The following is an 18,213-nucleotide window of genomic DNA, read 5'->3' on the forward strand; positions in this document are numbered from 1 at the left end:
TGGTAGTTTGTGTTATTTTAGTTTAATTTGTTGAATACATCAAGTGCGTCTCCGATAATTTGCTTAACGCCAGGAGTTGGAATTTCAGTTTTATTAACAGAATAGATCTTGGCGTTAGGTGAGCGGTAAGCTAGCAATTGCGCGAATGGATAAACAACAAAGCTGGTGCCACAAATAATGATTAAATCAGATTTTTGCATAATATTTACGGAATTATTTAGTGCAAGTGGATTAATTGCTTCACCGTACAAAACAATTCCTGGCCGGATGATGCCGCCGCAGTCCTTATGAAAATAGTTTTGGGCATATTCTTCATAAGATACGGGCTTATGACACTTGGTGCAATAGATATTATATAGATTACCATGAAATTCTGTTACATGTTGATTACCAGCTTTAGAATCAAGGCGATCAATGTTTTGCGTGATTAGATCACCCTTTTCATTACAGAATTTAGCAATTTTTTGATGAATTAAATTAGGTTTAGCATCGGGGAAGTACATGTTGTCCATGACGAAATGGTAAAACAATTCTGGTCGATGATAAAGCGTGTCTTCGCTTAAAATAGTTTCTGGACTTTCCTTAATCCCGTTGTAAATCCCATTTTTAGAGCGGTAATCAGGAATTCCAGAATGTGTAGAAACACCAGCCCCTGTTAAGAATACGATATGCTTAGCTTGCTTAATATCAGTTTGTAATTCATTTATATCTGGTTTCATTTTTGCCTCCATAATCGACATACTTTAATTATAGAACAGTCCTTTGTTATAATGAGAAGTAATAAAATTATTGAGGAGAATTTTTATGGCATATCTGTCCTATTTTTACATTATAGTTAATCTTTTTATGCTGGCATATGCTTGTTATAGTTGGTATTGGCAAGCTAAAGTAGAAATTCGTGGGCATTATCGTGTCTCCTCAATTGTCTGGGCGATAATTTTTATCTGGTTGGGCTTCACCTGGAATTATATTGAAAAAGGCGATCCAGGGATTAACGTTTTCTTGGCATTATTCTTGTTAATTAGTATTGTTGATGGCTTTTCTGGCTTTAGTCCTAAGAGAATGGTAGTTTCTGGTTACTTCAAGCGTACGGTTAAGTATGATGAAATCGCTAATATCACGCTAATTGATGTGCCTAATCCTAAGAAGCCGCTAGTTATGGCAATTTTTAGAACTAGCAATAATAAAGCTTATATGATGCGTTTTCGTATTTCGGTGCAAGAAGTGGTTGCTATTTTGCAAAAATACATTGGTAAAAATATTCCAGTTGAGATTCAATCATAAGATTGGGGATAACATACGAGAAAAACTTTGCAAGGTTCGTAAGGCGCGACCTTGTTTTTTTATTTCTGCTCGGGTAAGCAGATGCGATTTTTTCATATCATCTTCAAAAACATGGGCCATTTGACGATTGAATTTGCGATCATAGAAAACAGCATTAGCTTCGAAATTTAGATCATAAGAACGATAATCTTGATTCATTGACCCCACAGTTGAAAATTTGTCATCAATAATAGTGGTTTTAGCATGCAAGAAGCCGGCATCATAGATGTAGATTTTGACACCGCAACGGGTTAATTCGTTAGCGTACCATTGGGTAGCGCGATAAATAAAAGGATGATCAGGTTTGCACGGGATCATAATCCGCACATCAACACCGGACATAGCAATCGTCTGCCAGACGGCAAAAACAGCATCATCAGGAATTAAATATGGAGTCTGAATCCAGAGTCTTTTTCTGGCTAATAGCATCATGCGCATCATGCCGTTACGCAAATAAGGACTATAACGGTCTGGTCCATCAGAAATAATCTGAGTAGGGATGTCGCCTTCGTGAATATCTTCTTCATCTAGATTGGGAAAGAGCGTGGAGTTAAAGCGAATGAGCTGATCGGTTCGCTTGATTGAAGCGTTCCAATCCATCACGAAGCGTTCTTGCAGCAATAAGGATGCAGACCCTACAATCCGCACTTGACTGTCACGCCAATGGCCGAATTTTTTCTTTTTGCTAAGGTATTGATCGCCAATATTGAAGCCGCCTGTCCAAGAAATATGACCGTCAATCACGACGATTTTTCTATGCAAGTGGTAGTTGATGCGGTATCTAGTGATCATATTTTTAGAGGTAATGAAGGGCAAGACTTCACCGCCAGCGTCACGCAATTGATCAAACCATGCTTTAGTTGCGCCCATTGACCCCCATGCATCATAGATGACGCGCACTTGCACACCTTGCTTAGCTTTTTTGATTAGTAATTGCAGTACGCGATTGCCGATATTATCGTTATAAAAAGTGTAGAACTCAACGTTGATTGTTTCCTTAGCTCGGACCATATCTTTAAGCATGTCATGAAAGAAGGTCTCACCTTCGGTGTAAAGTTTTATTTGATTGTTCTTGGTTAATGGTGCTTCATTATTGTGGTTAAAAAAATTAATAGCAATATCTGCATCGTTGGAAGTATCTGATGAACTGATTTTTTTAGGGGCCTTGGCAATTGACTTTTGCACGTTCCGTAAGCCAATATGATGCTGCTTGTTAATTGCAAAAATATTTTCCTGGGAAATACCTCGGCCAAAGAAGGCATATAGGGTGATTCCGATAATGGGAAAAATTAATAAAATAATTAACCAGGCCCAAGTGGTGGAGACGGACCGTCTACGGTGGAAGACAATGTAGAAGGCTAGAATCGTATTTGTGATAAAAATTATTCTAATGAGATCATGCCACCAAATCATTTATTTCCTCCAAAATAAACCTTACTTTTTTAATTCAAGAAATTTGTCAACAATATCAATTACGAATGGATTGTCATGCATCCAGCTGTGTTCTGCGTCGTTTTTTCCCCGGATCTCGACTTCCTGATAGAAGTGTGCCTTGGGAGCCAAGATATAACGAATGCTTTTGGCAGAAACAACAGAGATGAACTTATCCGTGTTGGTATTGTCTAAAACGTTGCCGTAGATGTTTAATACCGAGATGTTAGGATTGAATTTTCTACGATTGAACAGTAGATATAGATAGTGCGGATTCATCATGCTCGGGCGGCCATTTTCGTTAAGCACATTAACGTTGGGAATATCGCCTAGGTAGGTTAAGCCGTCAAAAGGTCCAGCGATGAGGGCACATTTGACTAAATGGGGAAATGACTTGCTGAAGTAATGTTTCATTTCCGTGCGAATGATGCAAGGACAGGCTAGAGAATGGGCCACGGCAATATATTTTTTGAAACCATATTTTTGGGCTAAAAAGGGCAAAACAAAGCTTAAGTAATAGTCAATACCATAGATTCCTACGATTCTCTGCCGAAAGGCCACTTGAATGATAGGGTTCTTGTCATTGGTCCAGGTGCCTTCTAGTTTAAAATTGCGGAGCAAATCAACGGTGACTTTCAAGAACTTTTTACTGCCTTTGTCGTGCAGAGCTCGATGAACTAGGACGTTAGTGGTGTAATCTCCACCGCGAAAGCCATGGAAGTAGATAATAGGCACCTGCTCTAGCTGACTATTTTCGATGGTGGCTTTATTTTCAATATGTTTTTTATGCAGTTTAAGAAAGATGCGGGTTGGTGCAAAGGTGGCTAATAGTCCTAAAGAAATCATATTGAACATGCTGGGCTCTTCTTGGAGATCATGTTGATGATTTTTCTCGGCTTCTTCCGCGTATTTTTTGGAGTTAAAGAACAATTTAGTCACCTGCTTACTAGTTTTTTCTTATAATTAAAGGTAATAACAAATATATTTTACCATGAGTAATAATGTTTTGATTTTTGAGGTAATAATATGAAGTTTTATGCAGTAAAAAAGGGCCGGCAACCTGGGATTTATCGCACTTGGGATGAGGCTAAAAAACAAGTTGACGGCTTTTCAGGAGCAGAATATAAGTCTTTTGAGCAAATCACGGATGCAACAGAATATTTAGACTGGAATGAAAAAACGCAGGGTGAAGTGCTGCAAAAAGATGAGGACACTTTGCAGCAAGCGATTAAAAAGATTAAACAAAAGAGTACAAATGTCAAAAATGATGTTGTCGCACCCAAAAAGAAAAAAGCAGTCAAAAAACAAGCCCATAGCAATCCTCAAGATTACTTTGCAACTACCTATACTGATGGCGGTACTCGTAATACAGGCGTCTTTAAGGGTGGGCATGTGAAGAAAACCGATAAGGCAGCGTGGGCTTATCTGATTGAATGGGATGAGCAAAAGGTCCATGGAGCCGGTGGCGAATATGGTGCAACTAACAACAAAATGGAACAAACGGCCTTAATCAATGCTCTTAAAAAACTGATTGAACTTGGCTTTAATAAACAACATTTGCTTTTTGTCCTTGATTCTCAATACGTGCTGAATGCTATTAATAAACATTGGCTGGCTGGCTGGAAAAAACGAGGCTGGAAGCGCTCAAATGGCCCATTAAAAAATGTTCCAGAATGGCAAGAATTGGATCGTCTGCTCCAGCAATTCCCTGATAGCAAGTTTGAATGGACTAAGGGCCATGCTAATAATCGCGGTAATGAATTTGTGGATCATGCATTGAACCGTTATATGGATCAAAAAATGTAAAGAAAAAGCCATAATTATCAATTTGATAGTTATGACTTATTTGTTAGCGCAAAATTACGCCGCCGAATAATCCCTGGAAGAAGTTAACGATACTGTCCCAAATTTGTTGGAACAAGTTACGGTTCTCAGGAGTATTGAATTTGTTGAAAATATTTTTAGCCCCATCTTGAATTTGACTAGAAAGCTTAGAGGCTTGGCCCTTGAAATCGCCATTTTTTAGTGCACCAGAATCACGAATTTCGATCAAAAGGTTAACAATTTGGTTCTTTTGGTTGTTGTTAATGGTGTCACCCAAATGATTGATGTTGATTTGGTTATTAACAATATCGCGAATTTGACTATCGGAAATATTTTGCCCTTGTTTAGCCATTTGTGACTTGGCTCCAGCAACAGCGTTGTTTAACTGGGCATCAGAATAGCCTTTTTTATTCTTATTGTTTTGAGTAATTCCGCTCAATGTGTTCATCTCGTCTTGAGCCGCGTTGACTTGTTTTTGGTTCAAGGCATTGCCGTTTTTGGCATATGCGGCATAGACACCAGCTAATGCACCAGAGCCGTCGATTGGAATAGCACTAGTGACATAAATATTGGCATCAGTAATTCCGGCGGTTAACGCCGCATTCTTATATTGGTTGGCGGTGATAGTAGTGATATTGTCTTTGCCATTATAATCTAGAATCTTAACGTTGATCCCAGAACCTTGACTAGTTTTTTGAATCATCGCACTAGACCAAACACCAGAAGAAGTGGTGAAGTTATCGCCTGATGGATTCAAATATTTAACTAAGTCAGAGCCAGTTACTGTAATGGTTTGATAGTTGCCGCCATTTAATGGAGCAGTCAGGGTCTTTAATGTGTCTTGCTTTTGCTGATCGGTTAATGATGTCCCCAAGGTAACTACTGGCGTATCATCATCGGCTAAAGCTGTGTGCTGAGTAAATGAAAATGTCGCGACTAAGCTGAGCAAAAATGCTGTTAATAGTGTAATTGTTTTTTTCATGATTTGCTTCTTTCTTTTAGCGAATGTTTATTCTATTTGATAGAAAACATTATACTAAAAATTCATAAAAAGGTAATCATCAATGCCTTAAATCTTTCTTAAATTCGCCCTAATTCTTGAAGATGGTATAATAAGTAGCAACAAAGGGGGACATTATGTTACAAGTGCCTAAGTTAACTATCATTATGCCGGTCTATAATACGGCACAATATCTGCCACGTGCTTTTGATGCTTTGCTTAAGCAAAGCAACAAGAGTTTTAAGTTGATCGTGGTCGATGATGGTTCAACTGATAATTCAGTTGAAGTAGCTCAGAGCTATGCCCATCGCTTTCCATATTTTAAATTAATCCCCCAAAAAAATGGTGGTCCATCAGGCGCACGCAACGTGGGGATGCAGTATCTCGACACGCCATATGTCACCTTTCACGATGGCGATGATTGGGCTGATCCAGGCTATACCGCGTTTTTTATTAGGGCTTTTGAGGAGCATCCTGATGTTAGTTTAGTTTCGTGTGGTTATTGGCTTGATTATCCAGATAAGAAGGCTCGAGTTGTAGGTCATCCCGAAGGTGGTTTATTAACGCGAGGAGAGACCTATCTTAAGTTAACCAATGTTTTTGGTTCACCGATGAAAGGCTATAGCTGGAATAAGGCTTATAAAACTGCGATTATTAAGAAATTTAAGTTAAAGTTTGATCGCGATATTTCTTTATTAGAGGATCAGATTTTTAATGTTAAGTATATTTCTGTAGCTAAAGGCGTTTATTATACGCAGAGGCCATACTATCATTATTGGCAACGCAAGGGCAGCATTATTCACCAGCCGAATATTAAGAAAGTTGCGGATAATTTCCGGGGAAATTATCGGGTATGGCATAAGATTATTAAGACGATCTTCAAAGATCATGAAGAAGAGAAAGCACACAAAAAACTGACTCGTTCAGCTTTGCGTGATAGTGATGCGCAATAAAGGGGAACTTTGATGAAAGAAAAAGTTAATGGAGTCGAATTCTATTACCATAAATTAGGCAAAGGGACGCCTTTGCTTCTTCTTCATGGGCATCATTTAGATGGCGGCATGTTTGATAAGATCGTAGCGCCACTTTCTCTTTATTACACCGTTTATGTGCTAGATATGCGTGGTCATGGTCTTAGTGAAGGCGATATTGCCGAGCATTATCAGACTGAAGTAGAAGATGTCTATGCTTTTATTAAACAGGTAGGCATTGAAGATTGTTATTGCTTTGGCTTTGATGCTGGTGGCTTAGTAGCCATGATGTTAGCTAGAAAGCATCCCAATATTTTTAAGAAAATGATTGTAGCAGGTGTTTTTGTTAATGGTGCTGGTATTCGTCCGTATCATTATTTAACTGAAGGATTTCACCGTTTTCTTAAGTTAGATCGCGATAGTCGGGTGGAATTAACCGAGTCATTTATCTCAGTTGATGATTTGAAAAAAATCACGACGCCAACCTTATGCGTGGTTGGGGAAAAGGATTGGGTTAAGGTCGAACATGTCCGGTGGTATAGTCAGTTTATGCCTAATGCACGATTAATAATCATGCCCCATCAAACCCATAATAGCTACGCGGTTAGAAGCTTAAAATTGCTTGATGTAATTAAGGAATTTTGTAAGTAGTACGCGTGATGCTAGCTAAATCACTGTAAAAGCTGTGAGGATAATAATGTCAAAGTGGACCAAAGCGTTAAAAATACAAATTTTTATTTCAAGTATATTGACGATTTACTACAGGTATGCTTATCCTAATGCTTTTAAAGATCCAGGCATTGAAATATTAAATAAATATGGTAGTGGAATAGTTCTTTTTTCGTTAATCACTTCATATATATTACTTTCAAATATTAATAAAAGTAAATATATTAAGTGTTCGAGTCGAATATTTAATGTAATGTTTTTACCATATGATTTTGCAAAAGTATATTTAATTGCCTTTCAAATACTATTCAAAAATTATTCAACTTTTAATCTTTTTATTGGGATTATTAGAATACTAGGATTTACATTAATATTTATCCCACTGACTATTGTTAGCTTCAGTAAAATTAAAACGTGACTATTACGATTAATAAGTATCGAAGTAGTAATACGCGTGGTGCTAGTTAAATTGTTCTAGACAATACGCCATATTGTAAGCTAAAACTGCAACTTCAAGCCGTTCCTGAAAACCTGTTAGACTCCGAGCACGATTATTTTCAGCGTTGTAATAGCTAAGCAAGGAGAAATCGCTCTCGATTGTTCTTCTGATAGCCATTAGCTGATGATCATTGTGCTCTTTGGCGCCTTGCGTGTTTTTGCGGTATGGTGTCCAAAGTTTATAGCCCATTTGTTTTAACTTGAAAGCTAAATCTTTGCCGAGGTAGCCTTCATCACCTAAAAGATAATGGTTAACAGGATGGGCATTGGCCATCAGTTCTGTAGTTTCCTTGGCATCATGCACTGATGCTTTAGTTACTGCGTAATCAAGCAAGTAGCCGTCATCACTTACAATGGCATGAACCTTAAAGCCATAATAGTAGACTTTTTTCGTTGCTTTGTATCCAATATCAGCCATATCGTGAAAGATTTTAACGCGATAATTGCGAACAGGCTGACAGACCGGAACAGGAAAACTATCAATAATCAATATTTTGCCTGACAGATCTACTTCTTGGTTCAGAACATGACGAATCAAGTAAATCAGTGGTAAAAGCTGACGAGATCTGCGATTAAATCTTGAATGGGATAATCCTACAAAGAATTTACAGAATCTTCTTTGAGATTCGATTCCTAATTCTGCTTGCCAGATAAGCATAGCCAGTATAGAACTATCAGATATCTTGGTCTGATCAGTATTTCTGCGATGCTTCAAAGAATCCGGTGCATACAGCTTGTACCAGGAACGACAAATCATATTCAAACGACTAAAACTATCTTGTAAATGGTGAGAAAAACGCTTAAGCTTGAGGTAGTTCAATCGAGTCAGACTCTTTTCTATTATTACTATTTACAAGTCGAGTCTAACAAGATTGGACTTTTTATTTAACTAAAACGATTTAACTAGCACCACGCGTGTAGTAATATATAATTATTTGCTTCTTAATTAATTATCCTATAGATAAAAATAGTATATTGATAAGTTCTATTGAAAAAAGTAGTCTTGTTTTTGCAGCCTCATTTATTGTATTTCTCTACTGGCTATTGAAGGCATGGGGACTAAAAAAAGAGTAAGTTTAAAACAGAAATGGACAACAAAATCATTTATTATGTCTGCTTTCTTAGTTGCTTTTTTTGATTTGGTATGATTTTTTTGCTTCATTTATTCAAATTGCACCAGACTTAAAAGGAGCAGTTTGGAATTTGAGTGTTTTAAATCCAGCACGATCATTATTTTTTTATTCTAATTCTGCATTAGTTTATCTTACGTCAATTAATGGAGGAATACTCGAAGTATTTGAGAGATATGCTTTCATAGTAGTTTTAGGCTTAGCATTTAAGAGCAAAAAAATGCGAGTAGAATTGATTATTTTGCTAAGTTCTTTAATTTTTAGTTTAAATCATTATGTTAATATTCTGTCAGAACAAGAGAGCTTCATGAATACAACATTTCAAGTAATTGATGTATTTAGCTTTGGTTGCTTGTTAGCGATTGTCTACTTATATACAGGAAAATCATGGCTAGCTATGATAATACATACAACATGGGATTTTATAATATTTGCAATGACTTCAGATGCTCTAGGAATGGAGAGCTTTCTATATGTCTACGATGGTAGTGCTGGTTACTAATTTAGTCGCACTACCTGTGATTATATATATGTTGACGGGGGGACAGAAAAAATAGAATTAAAAATAATTTAAAGAAGGTATTGACGCCTAGAGTAAGAACATTATAATTATTTGATCGTTTTTTTGTGGATTTCTTCTAGGTTATCATGTATGGGTACGTTAATGTAGACAGGCGGTAAGTGGTAAAATATATAAGTGTAAACTATTAGATTTAATCGGGGACTTTTTACAATAATTAAAGGGAGGAAATTATGGTTAAAGTTGTAGTACTTGGTGCTCACGGTCAAGTGGCCCAAATTGCAGATAGATTTTTATTTGCTGATAAAGACGTTCAAACTTCATTATTCTTACGCAATGCTAAACGCATGGAAGATAAGAAAAATCAAGCTACAATTTTTGAAGGCAGTGCAACCGATGCCGCTCAGCTTGAAAAAGCAATGAAGGGGCAAGACATCGTTTATGCCAACTTGGGCGGTAAAGATGATATTGACTTGGAAGCCGAAGCAACTATTGAAGCAATGAAAAATACCCATGTTAAGCGATTGATTTGGATTTCAACTTTAGGCATTTATAACGAAGTTCCTGGCAAGTTTGGTGAATGGAATAAGGAAACTTTAGGCGACTACATTACTGAATATGCTAAAGCAGCTAAGAGAATTGAAGAATCTGGCTTAGACTACACAATTATTCGTCCAACTTGGATGGACAATAAGGATGAAGTTGACTACGAAAAGTCTAAGAAGGGTGAACCAATCAAGGATACTGAGGTATCACGCAAGTCTGTTGCTGCCTACGTTTACTATTTGATCAAGAATCCTAAGGAAGATGTTGGCGAATCAATTGGTTTAGGCAAGCCAGGTACTGAAGGAGACAAGCCAAGCTGGTATTAAAATGCATTTAACGATTTTAGTAATTAACTGGGGAATAGCATTAGCAGCGATTTTTGTTGCCTTTGAAGGTAGAAGAGAAAAGTTCAGCCTCTTTAATGCCGGGCTAACTGCTATTATCTTTGGCATCATTTTTTTACTAGGGACAATTCCTGTTTGGCACGATTTTACGGCTTCATCGATGATAATTTTTGTTGCTATTATTTTAATTGTTTTAGGAATTATCATGTTGGTGATTAGCTGGATTACAAGAGAATATCACATGATCGAGTGGACAGATATGGCAGTCTCGTTATTAGTGGCTGCAATTTGTTTGTTGTACTTGTTACCACATAAGGGGCTAGCTTATCTCGTGGTACCGGAATTAGCCATGATCGGCGGTTTGGTTTTGCTGTATCTAGTGAAGACGAATAGATTAAGATAAGGTTTTAATGAAAATCGCCCGGAAATCCTCGTATTTTAATGCGGGGATGGATAGGGCTTGTCGTCTTTAACGGCATTGTAGATTTGATCGTTGATGTACTTTTCTACTACTTCTTTAGACATATTTCCTACGCTGCCAAAGTAATAGCTGGGTGACCATAAATGCCCATCCCACATTTTATTTTGCTTAATTTCAGGATGATTCTTGAAGAATAAAAAGCCGCTTCTTCCCTTGAGTGCTTTGACTACGCTTGAGCCTGATTTTGATGGTCTAAAGCTAATAAGCAAATGAATATGTTCAGGCATTACTTCCATTTTTTCAATTTTGATTTGATTATCTTTAGCTGTTTGTTTGAGCAGCTCTCGCATTTCTTGTGCAAGGTCTGGGTTAGTAAAGATTTGATTGCGGTATTTAGTACACCAAATTAGATGATAGTGTGCATTATAGACGTAGTGCTTTTCATAGCCTGCGTCTTTTATTTTGTCCCTTTTTTTATTCATAGTCTTTTCCTCTTTTATTATGTGAATCATTATTTGTTATTGATTATAAATCATACATAGACTATAATCAAACTGCAAAGATATGAGGAGGTGAAAAATATGAAAAGGATGAGTAGTTTAGCCTACCACTTTGGCATTAAGCTGCGCTTTTATCCTAGCTCTAAGCAAAAGAAGCTAATCAAGCTGAACTACGATGCTCAGCGTTTTGTTTATAATTCTTATGTAGGACGCAATCGGAGCAGCTATCATGCCAAACGCTATTTTCTCGTAAAACAAAGCAAGACAATGCCGTTTGCTTTTTCTATTCTCAATCGCTATGAAACAAAGCTGGCAGAAACAGTAGTCGCTAATAATGAGCTATTGGCTAAGCCTAAGAATATTCGAGATGCTTATAGTTTCTTACGCATCAAAGAAATTGACAGTCTGGCGCTGGCCAATGCCATTCAGAACTATCATAAGGCTTGGAATAATTATCGCAAAATCGGGCATGGAATCCCGACTTTCCACAAGAAACGCAGCGATTGGACTTATCAAACCAACTGCCAATACATTAAGCAGGAAGAAGCTTATTTGGACAACGGGACAGCTAAATTTATTGACGCTAAGCACGTTAAATTGCCTAAGCTGGGTGTTGTCCGCATTGCTGGCTTGAGAAAGCTAATTAAAGAGCGTTTGTTTAAGCACATTCCAACTAGAATCGGAACAGTGACGATTAAAAAGACCGCTGAAGATCAATTCTATTTGTCAATGCAGTCAGGCAGCGATTTAGCTTTTGTTAAAGAGCTGCCCAAAACACAGAATCAAATCGGCATTGATCTTAATTTAGACAACTTCTTGACCAATTCTAATGGTGCCATGGTCGCTAATCCGCACTTCTACCGCCAAGCTGAAAAGAAGCTCGCCCACGCCCAACGAGTACTCTCTCGCAGACAAAGACGTGCTAAGAAAGCAAGGCGCAATTTGCGGACGGCAAAGAACTATCAAAAGCAGCGCCTAATAGTCGCTAAACTGCACGACAGGATTCGCAGACAGCGTGAAGACTTCTTGCAGGTCCTCTCAACTGCATTAATCAAAAACCACGATTTAGTAGTTGCCGAGGAGCTAAGAAGCAAGAACCTGTTAAAGAATCATGCCTTGTCCCAAGCGATCTCTGATGTTGGCTGGCGCAAGTTTCTTAACATGCTTGCCTATAAAGGCAGGCTATACGGTAAAGAGTTCATTACTATTGACCCTAAGTACACGACTCAACGCTGTCATGCTTGTGGCACAATCATGGGACATAATGGCTATAAGAAATTAAAACTAAAAGACCGTGAATGGACATGTCCAATTTGTCATACTTACCATATTCGTGATTGGAATGCGGCGGTAAACATCCTTCAAAAAGGATTAGGCAGTTGGCAGAATCCTAAAAAACAAGCCACTTAAAAAGGTTGGAAGTCCGTTAGCAACTCGTGGACTAAAAAGGCTTTGGTAATTAGGCGACCTCTATCACTAATAGTCATAAGAATATTAGTGATAAGCCCAGCCCGTATCTAAGCAAGTTGGTGTTCTGGTTAGCGCAAGCTAACGAGCCACCAAGCCCCAGAATTTATTCTGGGGTAGTTGACTTGAACAATTTGGTACAGGAATTCAAAGAATTCGTGCAGCGTATGCTGAAAGTAAAATTCAGCCCCAGTTTTTAATTTTTGAAAATTCAATCAAGATTGTTTTACCGGTAATTAAAAAAGAACTTCAGGGTGTTTCACCAGATGCTAGTGAAATCTATACAGTGCTACAGACTGGATCATTATCAAGCTCTAATATTAGTAAACAGACTGTTTTTAGTAAAAACAAAGTTCTAAAGTTACTTGATGAACTAATTCAACTAGGTTATGTTGTCAAAGTTGGTAATGGACGTGGAACCAAATATCAACAATCAAAATAGAATTTCTTGAATAAAGAAGCATCTCTTTTATTTATAAGAGGTGTTTTTTCGTATATAATGAATTTGTATATGATTTTTACTCAAGAGAGGTAGCTATGGATAAAGAAGAGCTTCATAAGTTATTACATCCAATGAAGGTAATTGGGTTAGGCGGTAACCCAGCATTAAATGAAAAAATTGCTTCAATTTTGCACCAACCATTAATTGAAACTGCAGTCCATCACTTCAGCGATGGCGAAATTCAAGTTAATATTGGTGAAAGTGTCAGAGGTTGCGATGTTTTCGTTATTCAATCTATTCAAGATCCAGTTAACGAAAACTTCATGGAACTAGAAATCGTTTTAGATGCACTTCACCGTGCTTCTGCTCATGCTATTAATGTGGTTGTGCCATACTTAGCATATTCACGTTCAGACACTAAGACTGGTTCACGTGAACCAATCACTGCTAAGCTAGTTGCTAACTTACTTCAATTAACTGGCATGGATCGTTTAATTACAGTTGACTTGCATGCTTCACAAATTCAAGGCTTCTACAACATTCCTGTAGATCACTTGCACGCAATCCCACTTTTAGGTCAATACTTCTTAGATAATGGTATTGCTACTAAGGAAGACGATGATATCGTAGTTGTTTCACCTGACCACTCAGGTGCCAAGCTTGCTCGTAACTTTGGTCAATACTTCAATGCTACAATTGCTATTGTTGACCAAAGAGGGGCACGCTATGATACAGAAGTTCATGATATGATCGGGGATGTTAAGGATAAGAAGTGTATCATTGTTGATGATTTAATTGATACTGGTTCACGTATTTCATCTTCAACTAAGTCAGTGATGGCAGCAGGTGCTAAAAAGGTTTACGTTGCTGCAACTCATGCACTTCTTTCTAAGAATGCAACTGAAGTATTGAATGAATTGCCAATTGAACAAATTGTGGTAACTGATACTATTAAGCATAACCGTTACCCAGACAGAATGGTTCGTATTTCTGTTGATCAACTTTTGGCTCGCGGGATCGATTACGTTTACAATGATCGTTCAATTCACCAAATCTTTGACGAACAAAATCGTTTAAAGTAAAATCTATCTAACAGTTGATATATGATAATCCTCATTAAATTGAGGATTATTTTTTGTTAATGAATCATAAAACTATGTATAAATAGCAATGATTGATATAATTGACATGTATTGTATAGAAAGACAAAGAAAGTTAGAGGAATAACAATGGCACGACGGAAAAACATGAAGAGACGAAGAGTTATTCTGGGCAATACTTTTCATCTGATTAGAGAGAATGGAATGGATAATGTTTCTTTGCAAATGATTGCGGAAAAATCAGGCATTTCAAAGTCGCTTCTACAATCATACTATCCGCATAAAGCCAAATTGACTAATGACATTATCCGTAATCTTTTTAATACTTTAGGTCAACAAGTCAATAATTATGACATGGCTAACAGCAATGTCCCTTATGCTAGAACGAAGGCATTTATTTACACGATTGCGATTTTGGGGATGCATGATGAAGGGCTAGATCGAATTATTTCTGAAGCCTTTGTCAGCAATGCAACTCTAGATAATTGGGATATAATGCTTAATGATTGGATTAAAGAAAATCATTTGTTTGATGGCATTGATATTGACGAAAATGAGTTGGAAATTGGGATTGCCTTTGTTACAAGTGGTATTGGTCGTTTGTACCACGATCGTAAGAAGCATCATTTATCAGCAGAAGCCTTGGCGGATTATGCCACAAGTGCACTGATGTTTAGTTTCTTGCATTGTTCTTCAGATGAGATCGATCAAGCTTTGAAGGAAGGACATGAAATTATCGAATCAGCTGATATGGAAGTCGTTCACCGTGCAATTGATACGATGTTCGATGAAGGAAAAGAAATTTTCAGCTAAAGGGGAATCGTCATGGTGGAAGGCAGAAGAGCCGATTTGCGCCGAATGGGATCCGAACAGAATGCTCAGTATAAACGGATACTGGCATTTGTGATCTTTTTGACAGCAGCCTTGAGTTTGATTACAGCCACTTTTTTGAATCCGCATTTTATGAAGGGACAGATTCGAACAAGTTACAATCGAGCCGTAATCGTCCGTCAAGTGAATAAAAATTTTGATAATTTAGCCGATCTGGTTAATGCGCGCAGCGAGGATAATGCTAATCTGCTGGCAGAAGCGCAAACGGAACCGATTGCCGACCGAATGATTGATTATGCGCTGGGGATTCACTGGTTTAAAGTTAGCAATTTAAGTTTGGCTCAGCAGATTTTAAATGACATTGATCAAGGTATTGATAAGGGCTCGTCAACGGGCGCGCAGATTATCAATCGCAAATTGAAAAAGCAAGGCAGTAGCGCACCATATGCAATTATTAAAGCTTTTAACTTAAATGTGGTTACATTAGGTGCCAATATTGCTGGTTTGTTGCTGATGGTGAATATTATTATTGTCATCGTAACGATTATTTCGTTGTTCTCATTGATTAATGACATGCGTTCCAAAACAAACTTGCGTCTGCTGATTCACGATATTGCAGCAGCGGGGATGTGGGCTGGCTTTTGGCTAATTTTAATTTCTGGATTATTGGCCCTGGTTCCAGTGATTTTCGACGTAGATAATGTTGAATTTGGCTTTTTGCTAGAAATTAGCAGCAGCGTCTTCTTAGAATATGTAATTGCTGGTGTAATTATCTATATAATTTGTGCGATTCCATGGCAAGCTACATCAGCTAAATAAGAAAAAGTGAGTAGAGAAATTCTTTACTCACTATTTTTATAGCTTGCATAAATTGAATTCATTCTTTATAATTAAAAAATAATTAATAAAAATTTAGACACATTTAACGAAAGAGTTAGGCGAACTTTATGAAAAAAGCAAAGATTATCAATCTATTTCTTGCTTTTATGACACTAATTTCAACTCTTTTTTTGTTTAATCAACCAGTTAAGGCCGCTTCTACTAAGAAAGTAGCAGACGGCACAGTGATGAAAAAGATTAAGCAATCGAAAGAGTTAGTGGTGGGGACATCAGCCGATTATCCTCCACTTGAATTTACTACTAGTGTTAATGGCAAGACCAAGTATGTCGGAGTAGATATTGAATTGGCTAAGGATATTGCCAAAGACCTGCATGCTAAGCTAGTTATTAAAAACATGAGCTTTGACTCGCTTTTAGTCGCTCTTGAAACGGGAAAAGTTGATATGGTTATCTCTGCGATGACGCCTAATCCTGAAAGAAAAAAGAGCGTAGATTTCTCTAGAATTTACTATAAGCCAAGTGGCGAATACTTCTTAATTAATAAGCGTGATCAAACCAAATATAAAAAAGGCAAGGATTTTGCTGGACAGACAGTTGGTGCTCAAACTGGTAGTATTCAATACCAATTGATCCAATCCCAAATGAAGAAGTCCAAAGTTAAGGGCTTAGGCAAGATCAACAACCTAGTTTTAGCCTTAAAGTCTGGCAAGATGTCTGGCGTGGTTATGGAAGAACTGACAGTGAAGGCTTATGCGCAAAACGATAATAGTTTAATGGCAGTTAGAAGCGATTTGCGTGAAGCACAAGCAGGTAACGCTGTTGCCATCGCTAAGGGACAACCTGATTTAGTTAAGGCAGTGAATAAAACCGTTAACCGGGTTGAAAAGCAAAATCTGATTAACAAAAAGTATTTACCAGAAGCTGCTAAATATATGAAGACGGCTCAAAAGACTAACACGATGGCCAAATATGCGCCATATTTTGTTAAAGGCGTCGGTTATACTATTGTCATTACCGTCTTTTCGGTTTTGATCGGTATTATATTAGGAATGCTCTTAGCACTAATGCGTTTGTCCAATAACAAGCTTTTGCATTGGATTGCAGTTTGCTACATTGAGTTTATTCGTGGTACGCCGCAAATGGTACAAATTTTATTCGTCTACTTCGGGGTTGGTGTTTTAATTTCTAATTTATCAGCTTTGGTAGCCGGAATTATTGCGATTGGGCTCAATTCCGGTGCCTATGTGGCTGAAGATATTCGTTCCGGGATTGCATCTGTGGCTAAAGGACAAACTGAGGCCGCAAGATCATTAGGATTAAGTCAGGCAAAGGCTTACCGTTATGTTATTATTCCCCAGGCTTTAAAGAATATCTGGCCAGCTTTGGACAATGAATTTATTACTTTATTAAAGGATAGTTCATTGGTCTCAGTAATTGGGGTAACTGAATTGATGTACCAAACCGAATTGATTCAGACATCAACTTATCGTGGCGTATTGCCATTATTCATTGCCATGATTATTTACTTCATTATGACCTTTACTTTAACTAGATTGCTTAATTACTTGGAAAGACGGATGAAACATAATGACTAATATGCTTGATATTCAACATTTAAAAAAGACTTTTGGCGAAAATGAAGTCCTAAAAGATATTTCAGCTTCAGTAGAAAAGGGCCAAGTAATTTGTATCATTGGTCCATCAGGATCAGGCAAGAGTACATTTTTGCGTTGCCTCAACGTATTGGAGCATCCTACTGCTGGAAAGATAATGTTCGATGGTACGGATCTAGCTAGTCTAAAGGACGGCAAAGAACTGGATCAATTACGTGAGAAAATGGGCATGGTGTTTCAAAGCTTCAACCTTTTTCCTAATATGAACGTCATTGAAAATATTAAGTTAGCACCTATGAAGGTTAAAGGAATTAGTGATCAGGAAGCCGAGCAAAAGGGCTTGGCTTTGCTTGAAAAAGTAGGGTTAGCTGATCGTGCGCAACAGTTTCCGGCCAGCTTGTCTGGTGGACAGCAGCAACGGGTAGCGATTGCTCGTGCTTTAGCCATGGATCCAGAAGTTATGCTTTTTGATGAACCGACTAGTGCTTTAGACCCGGAAATGGTCGGTGAAGTTCTGAAAACGATGCAGGATCTAGCAGATTCCGGAATGACAATGGTCATTGTTACTCATGAAATGGGTTTTGCACGAGAAGTAGCTGATGAAATTTGGTTCATGGCAGATGGCTACTTACAAGAAAAAGGCACGCCGGAAGAAGTCTTTGAACATCCAACTAGTCCTAGAGCAAAGGACTTTTTATCAAAAGTTTTATAAAATAAAAGCCAAGTGTTTGCTTGGCTTTTTT

19 protein-coding genes are annotated in these 18,213 nt (G+C 37.7%); 13 read left to right on the forward strand and 6 right to left on the reverse strand.

Annotated features, from left to right (window positions below; all coding sequences use genetic code 11):
• Positions 1-17 precede the first annotated feature (17 nt).
• Positions 18-719: an NAD-dependent protein deacylase gene (locus tag ICI50_RS00635; protein ID WP_013855123.1), complete on the reverse strand. Its 702-nt coding sequence runs from the start codon at positions 717-719 to the stop codon at positions 18-20.
• An 85-nt stretch (positions 720-804) separates the two neighbouring features.
• Between ICI50_RS00635 and ICI50_RS00640 the strand changes: the two genes are divergently transcribed.
• Entirely contained in the window at positions 805-1,284 is a 480-nt protein-coding gene (locus tag ICI50_RS00640; protein ID WP_188891755.1) for a hypothetical protein, read from the forward strand.
• Here ICI50_RS00640 and cls read toward each other — a convergent pair.
• Both cls and ICI50_RS00650 read right to left on the reverse strand, forming a co-directional pair.
• The gene (gene cls, locus ICI50_RS00645; protein WP_013855125.1) at positions 1,279-2,736 is read right to left on the reverse strand and encodes a cardiolipin synthase; all 1,458 of its coding nucleotides are present in this window, start codon (positions 2,734-2,736) and stop codon (positions 1,279-1,281) included. The two genes, ICI50_RS00640 and cls, sit on opposite strands and share 6 nt — an antisense overlap.
• Before the next feature lie 21 nt (positions 2,737-2,757).
• Positions 2,758-3,684, reverse strand: coding sequence for an alpha/beta hydrolase (locus ICI50_RS00650; protein ID WP_056940934.1), 927 nt, complete (start codon positions 3,682-3,684; stop codon positions 2,758-2,760).
• A 96-nt stretch (positions 3,685-3,780) separates the two neighbouring features.
• On the opposite strand from ICI50_RS00650, the gene ICI50_RS00655 reads away from it, so the two are divergent.
• A complete protein-coding gene (locus tag ICI50_RS00655) occupies positions 3,781-4,560 on the forward strand; it encodes a ribonuclease H family protein (protein WP_013855126.1) in 780 nt (259 codons plus the stop codon).
• 43 nt (positions 4,561-4,603) lie between these two features.
• Here the strand turns inward: ICI50_RS00655 and ICI50_RS00660 are convergent, their stop codons facing one another.
• A complete protein-coding gene (locus ICI50_RS00660) occupies positions 4,604-5,560 on the reverse strand; it encodes a DUF1002 domain-containing protein (RefSeq protein WP_188891757.1) in 957 nt (318 codons plus the stop codon).
• Positions 5,561-5,715: 155 nt separating this feature from the next.
• On the opposite strand from ICI50_RS00660, the gene ICI50_RS00665 reads away from it, so the two are divergent.
• Entirely contained in the window at positions 5,716-6,531 is an 816-nt protein-coding gene (locus tag ICI50_RS00665; protein ID WP_188891759.1) for a glycosyltransferase family 2 protein, read from the forward strand.
• 12 nt (positions 6,532-6,543) lie between these two features.
• Positions 6,544-7,200: an alpha/beta fold hydrolase gene (locus ICI50_RS00670; RefSeq protein WP_013855129.1), complete on the forward strand. Its 657-nt coding sequence runs from the start codon at positions 6,544-6,546 to the stop codon at positions 7,198-7,200.
• Positions 7,201-7,678: 478 nt separating this feature from the next.
• Here the strand turns inward: ICI50_RS00670 and ICI50_RS00675 are convergent, their stop codons facing one another.
• On the reverse strand, positions 7,679-8,536 hold the full coding sequence (locus ICI50_RS00675) for an IS982 family transposase (RefSeq protein ID WP_188891761.1): 858 nt from the start codon (positions 8,534-8,536) through the stop codon (positions 7,679-7,681).
• 314 nt (positions 8,537-8,850) lie between these two features.
• Here ICI50_RS00675 and ICI50_RS00680 point away from each other — a divergent pair, with 314 nt between their 5' ends.
• The 3 genes from ICI50_RS00680 (at position 8,851) to ICI50_RS00690 (ending at position 10,659) form a co-directional block, all read left to right on the forward strand.
• Positions 8,851-9,348, forward strand: coding sequence for a CPBP family intramembrane glutamic endopeptidase (locus ICI50_RS00680; protein WP_013855131.1), 498 nt, complete (start codon positions 8,851-8,853; stop codon positions 9,346-9,348).
• A 251-nt stretch (positions 9,349-9,599) separates the two neighbouring features.
• The gene (locus tag ICI50_RS00685) at positions 9,600-10,238 is read left to right on the forward strand and encodes an NAD(P)H-binding protein (RefSeq protein ID WP_013855132.1); all 639 of its coding nucleotides are present in this window, start codon (positions 9,600-9,602) and stop codon (positions 10,236-10,238) included.
• Position 10,239: 1 nt separating this feature from the next.
• Positions 10,240-10,659, forward strand: a complete 420-nt coding sequence (locus ICI50_RS00690; protein ID WP_013855133.1) for a hypothetical protein — start codon at positions 10,240-10,242, stop codon at positions 10,657-10,659.
• Between the two features lie 35 nt (positions 10,660-10,694).
• Here the strand turns inward: ICI50_RS00690 and tnpA are convergent, their stop codons facing one another.
• Positions 10,695-11,159: an IS200/IS605 family transposase gene (gene tnpA / locus ICI50_RS00695; protein ID WP_056940798.1), complete on the reverse strand. Its 465-nt coding sequence runs from the start codon at positions 11,157-11,159 to the stop codon at positions 10,695-10,697.
• Positions 11,160-11,258: 99 nt separating this feature from the next.
• On the opposite strand from tnpA, the gene ICI50_RS00700 reads away from it, so the two are divergent.
• From ICI50_RS00700 to ICI50_RS00725, 6 genes are all read left to right on the forward strand, one after another.
• Positions 11,259-12,587, forward strand: a complete 1,329-nt coding sequence (locus tag ICI50_RS00700) for an RNA-guided endonuclease InsQ/TnpB family protein (RefSeq protein WP_056940799.1) — start codon at positions 11,259-11,261, stop codon at positions 12,585-12,587.
• A 594-nt stretch (positions 12,588-13,181) separates the two neighbouring features.
• On the forward strand, positions 13,182-14,168 hold the full coding sequence (locus ICI50_RS00705; RefSeq protein WP_013855135.1) for a ribose-phosphate diphosphokinase: 987 nt from the start codon (positions 13,182-13,184) through the stop codon (positions 14,166-14,168).
• 147 nt (positions 14,169-14,315) lie between these two features.
• On the forward strand, positions 14,316-14,999 hold the full coding sequence (locus ICI50_RS00710) for a TetR/AcrR family transcriptional regulator (RefSeq protein ID WP_013855136.1): 684 nt from the start codon (positions 14,316-14,318) through the stop codon (positions 14,997-14,999).
• 12 nt (positions 15,000-15,011) lie between these two features.
• Positions 15,012-15,836 (forward strand): hypothetical protein, encoded by an 825-nt coding sequence (locus tag ICI50_RS00715; protein ID WP_013855137.1) that lies wholly within the window; start codon positions 15,012-15,014, stop codon positions 15,834-15,836.
• Between the two features lie 128 nt (positions 15,837-15,964).
• Complete coding sequence (locus ICI50_RS00720) at positions 15,965-17,452, forward strand: ABC transporter substrate-binding protein/permease (protein ID WP_056940800.1); 1,488 nt, start codon at positions 15,965-15,967, stop codon at positions 17,450-17,452.
• On the forward strand, positions 17,445-18,182 hold the full coding sequence (locus ICI50_RS00725; RefSeq protein ID WP_013855139.1) for an amino acid ABC transporter ATP-binding protein: 738 nt from the start codon (positions 17,445-17,447) through the stop codon (positions 18,180-18,182). The genes ICI50_RS00720 and ICI50_RS00725 overlap by 8 nt, the downstream gene beginning before the upstream one ends.
• Positions 18,183-18,213 lie beyond the last annotated feature (31 nt).

It is taken from the genome of Lactobacillus kefiranofaciens (assembly GCF_014656585.1).
In the GTDB taxonomy this organism is placed as follows: Bacteria; Bacillota; Bacilli; order Lactobacillales; family Lactobacillaceae; genus Lactobacillus; species Lactobacillus kefiranofaciens.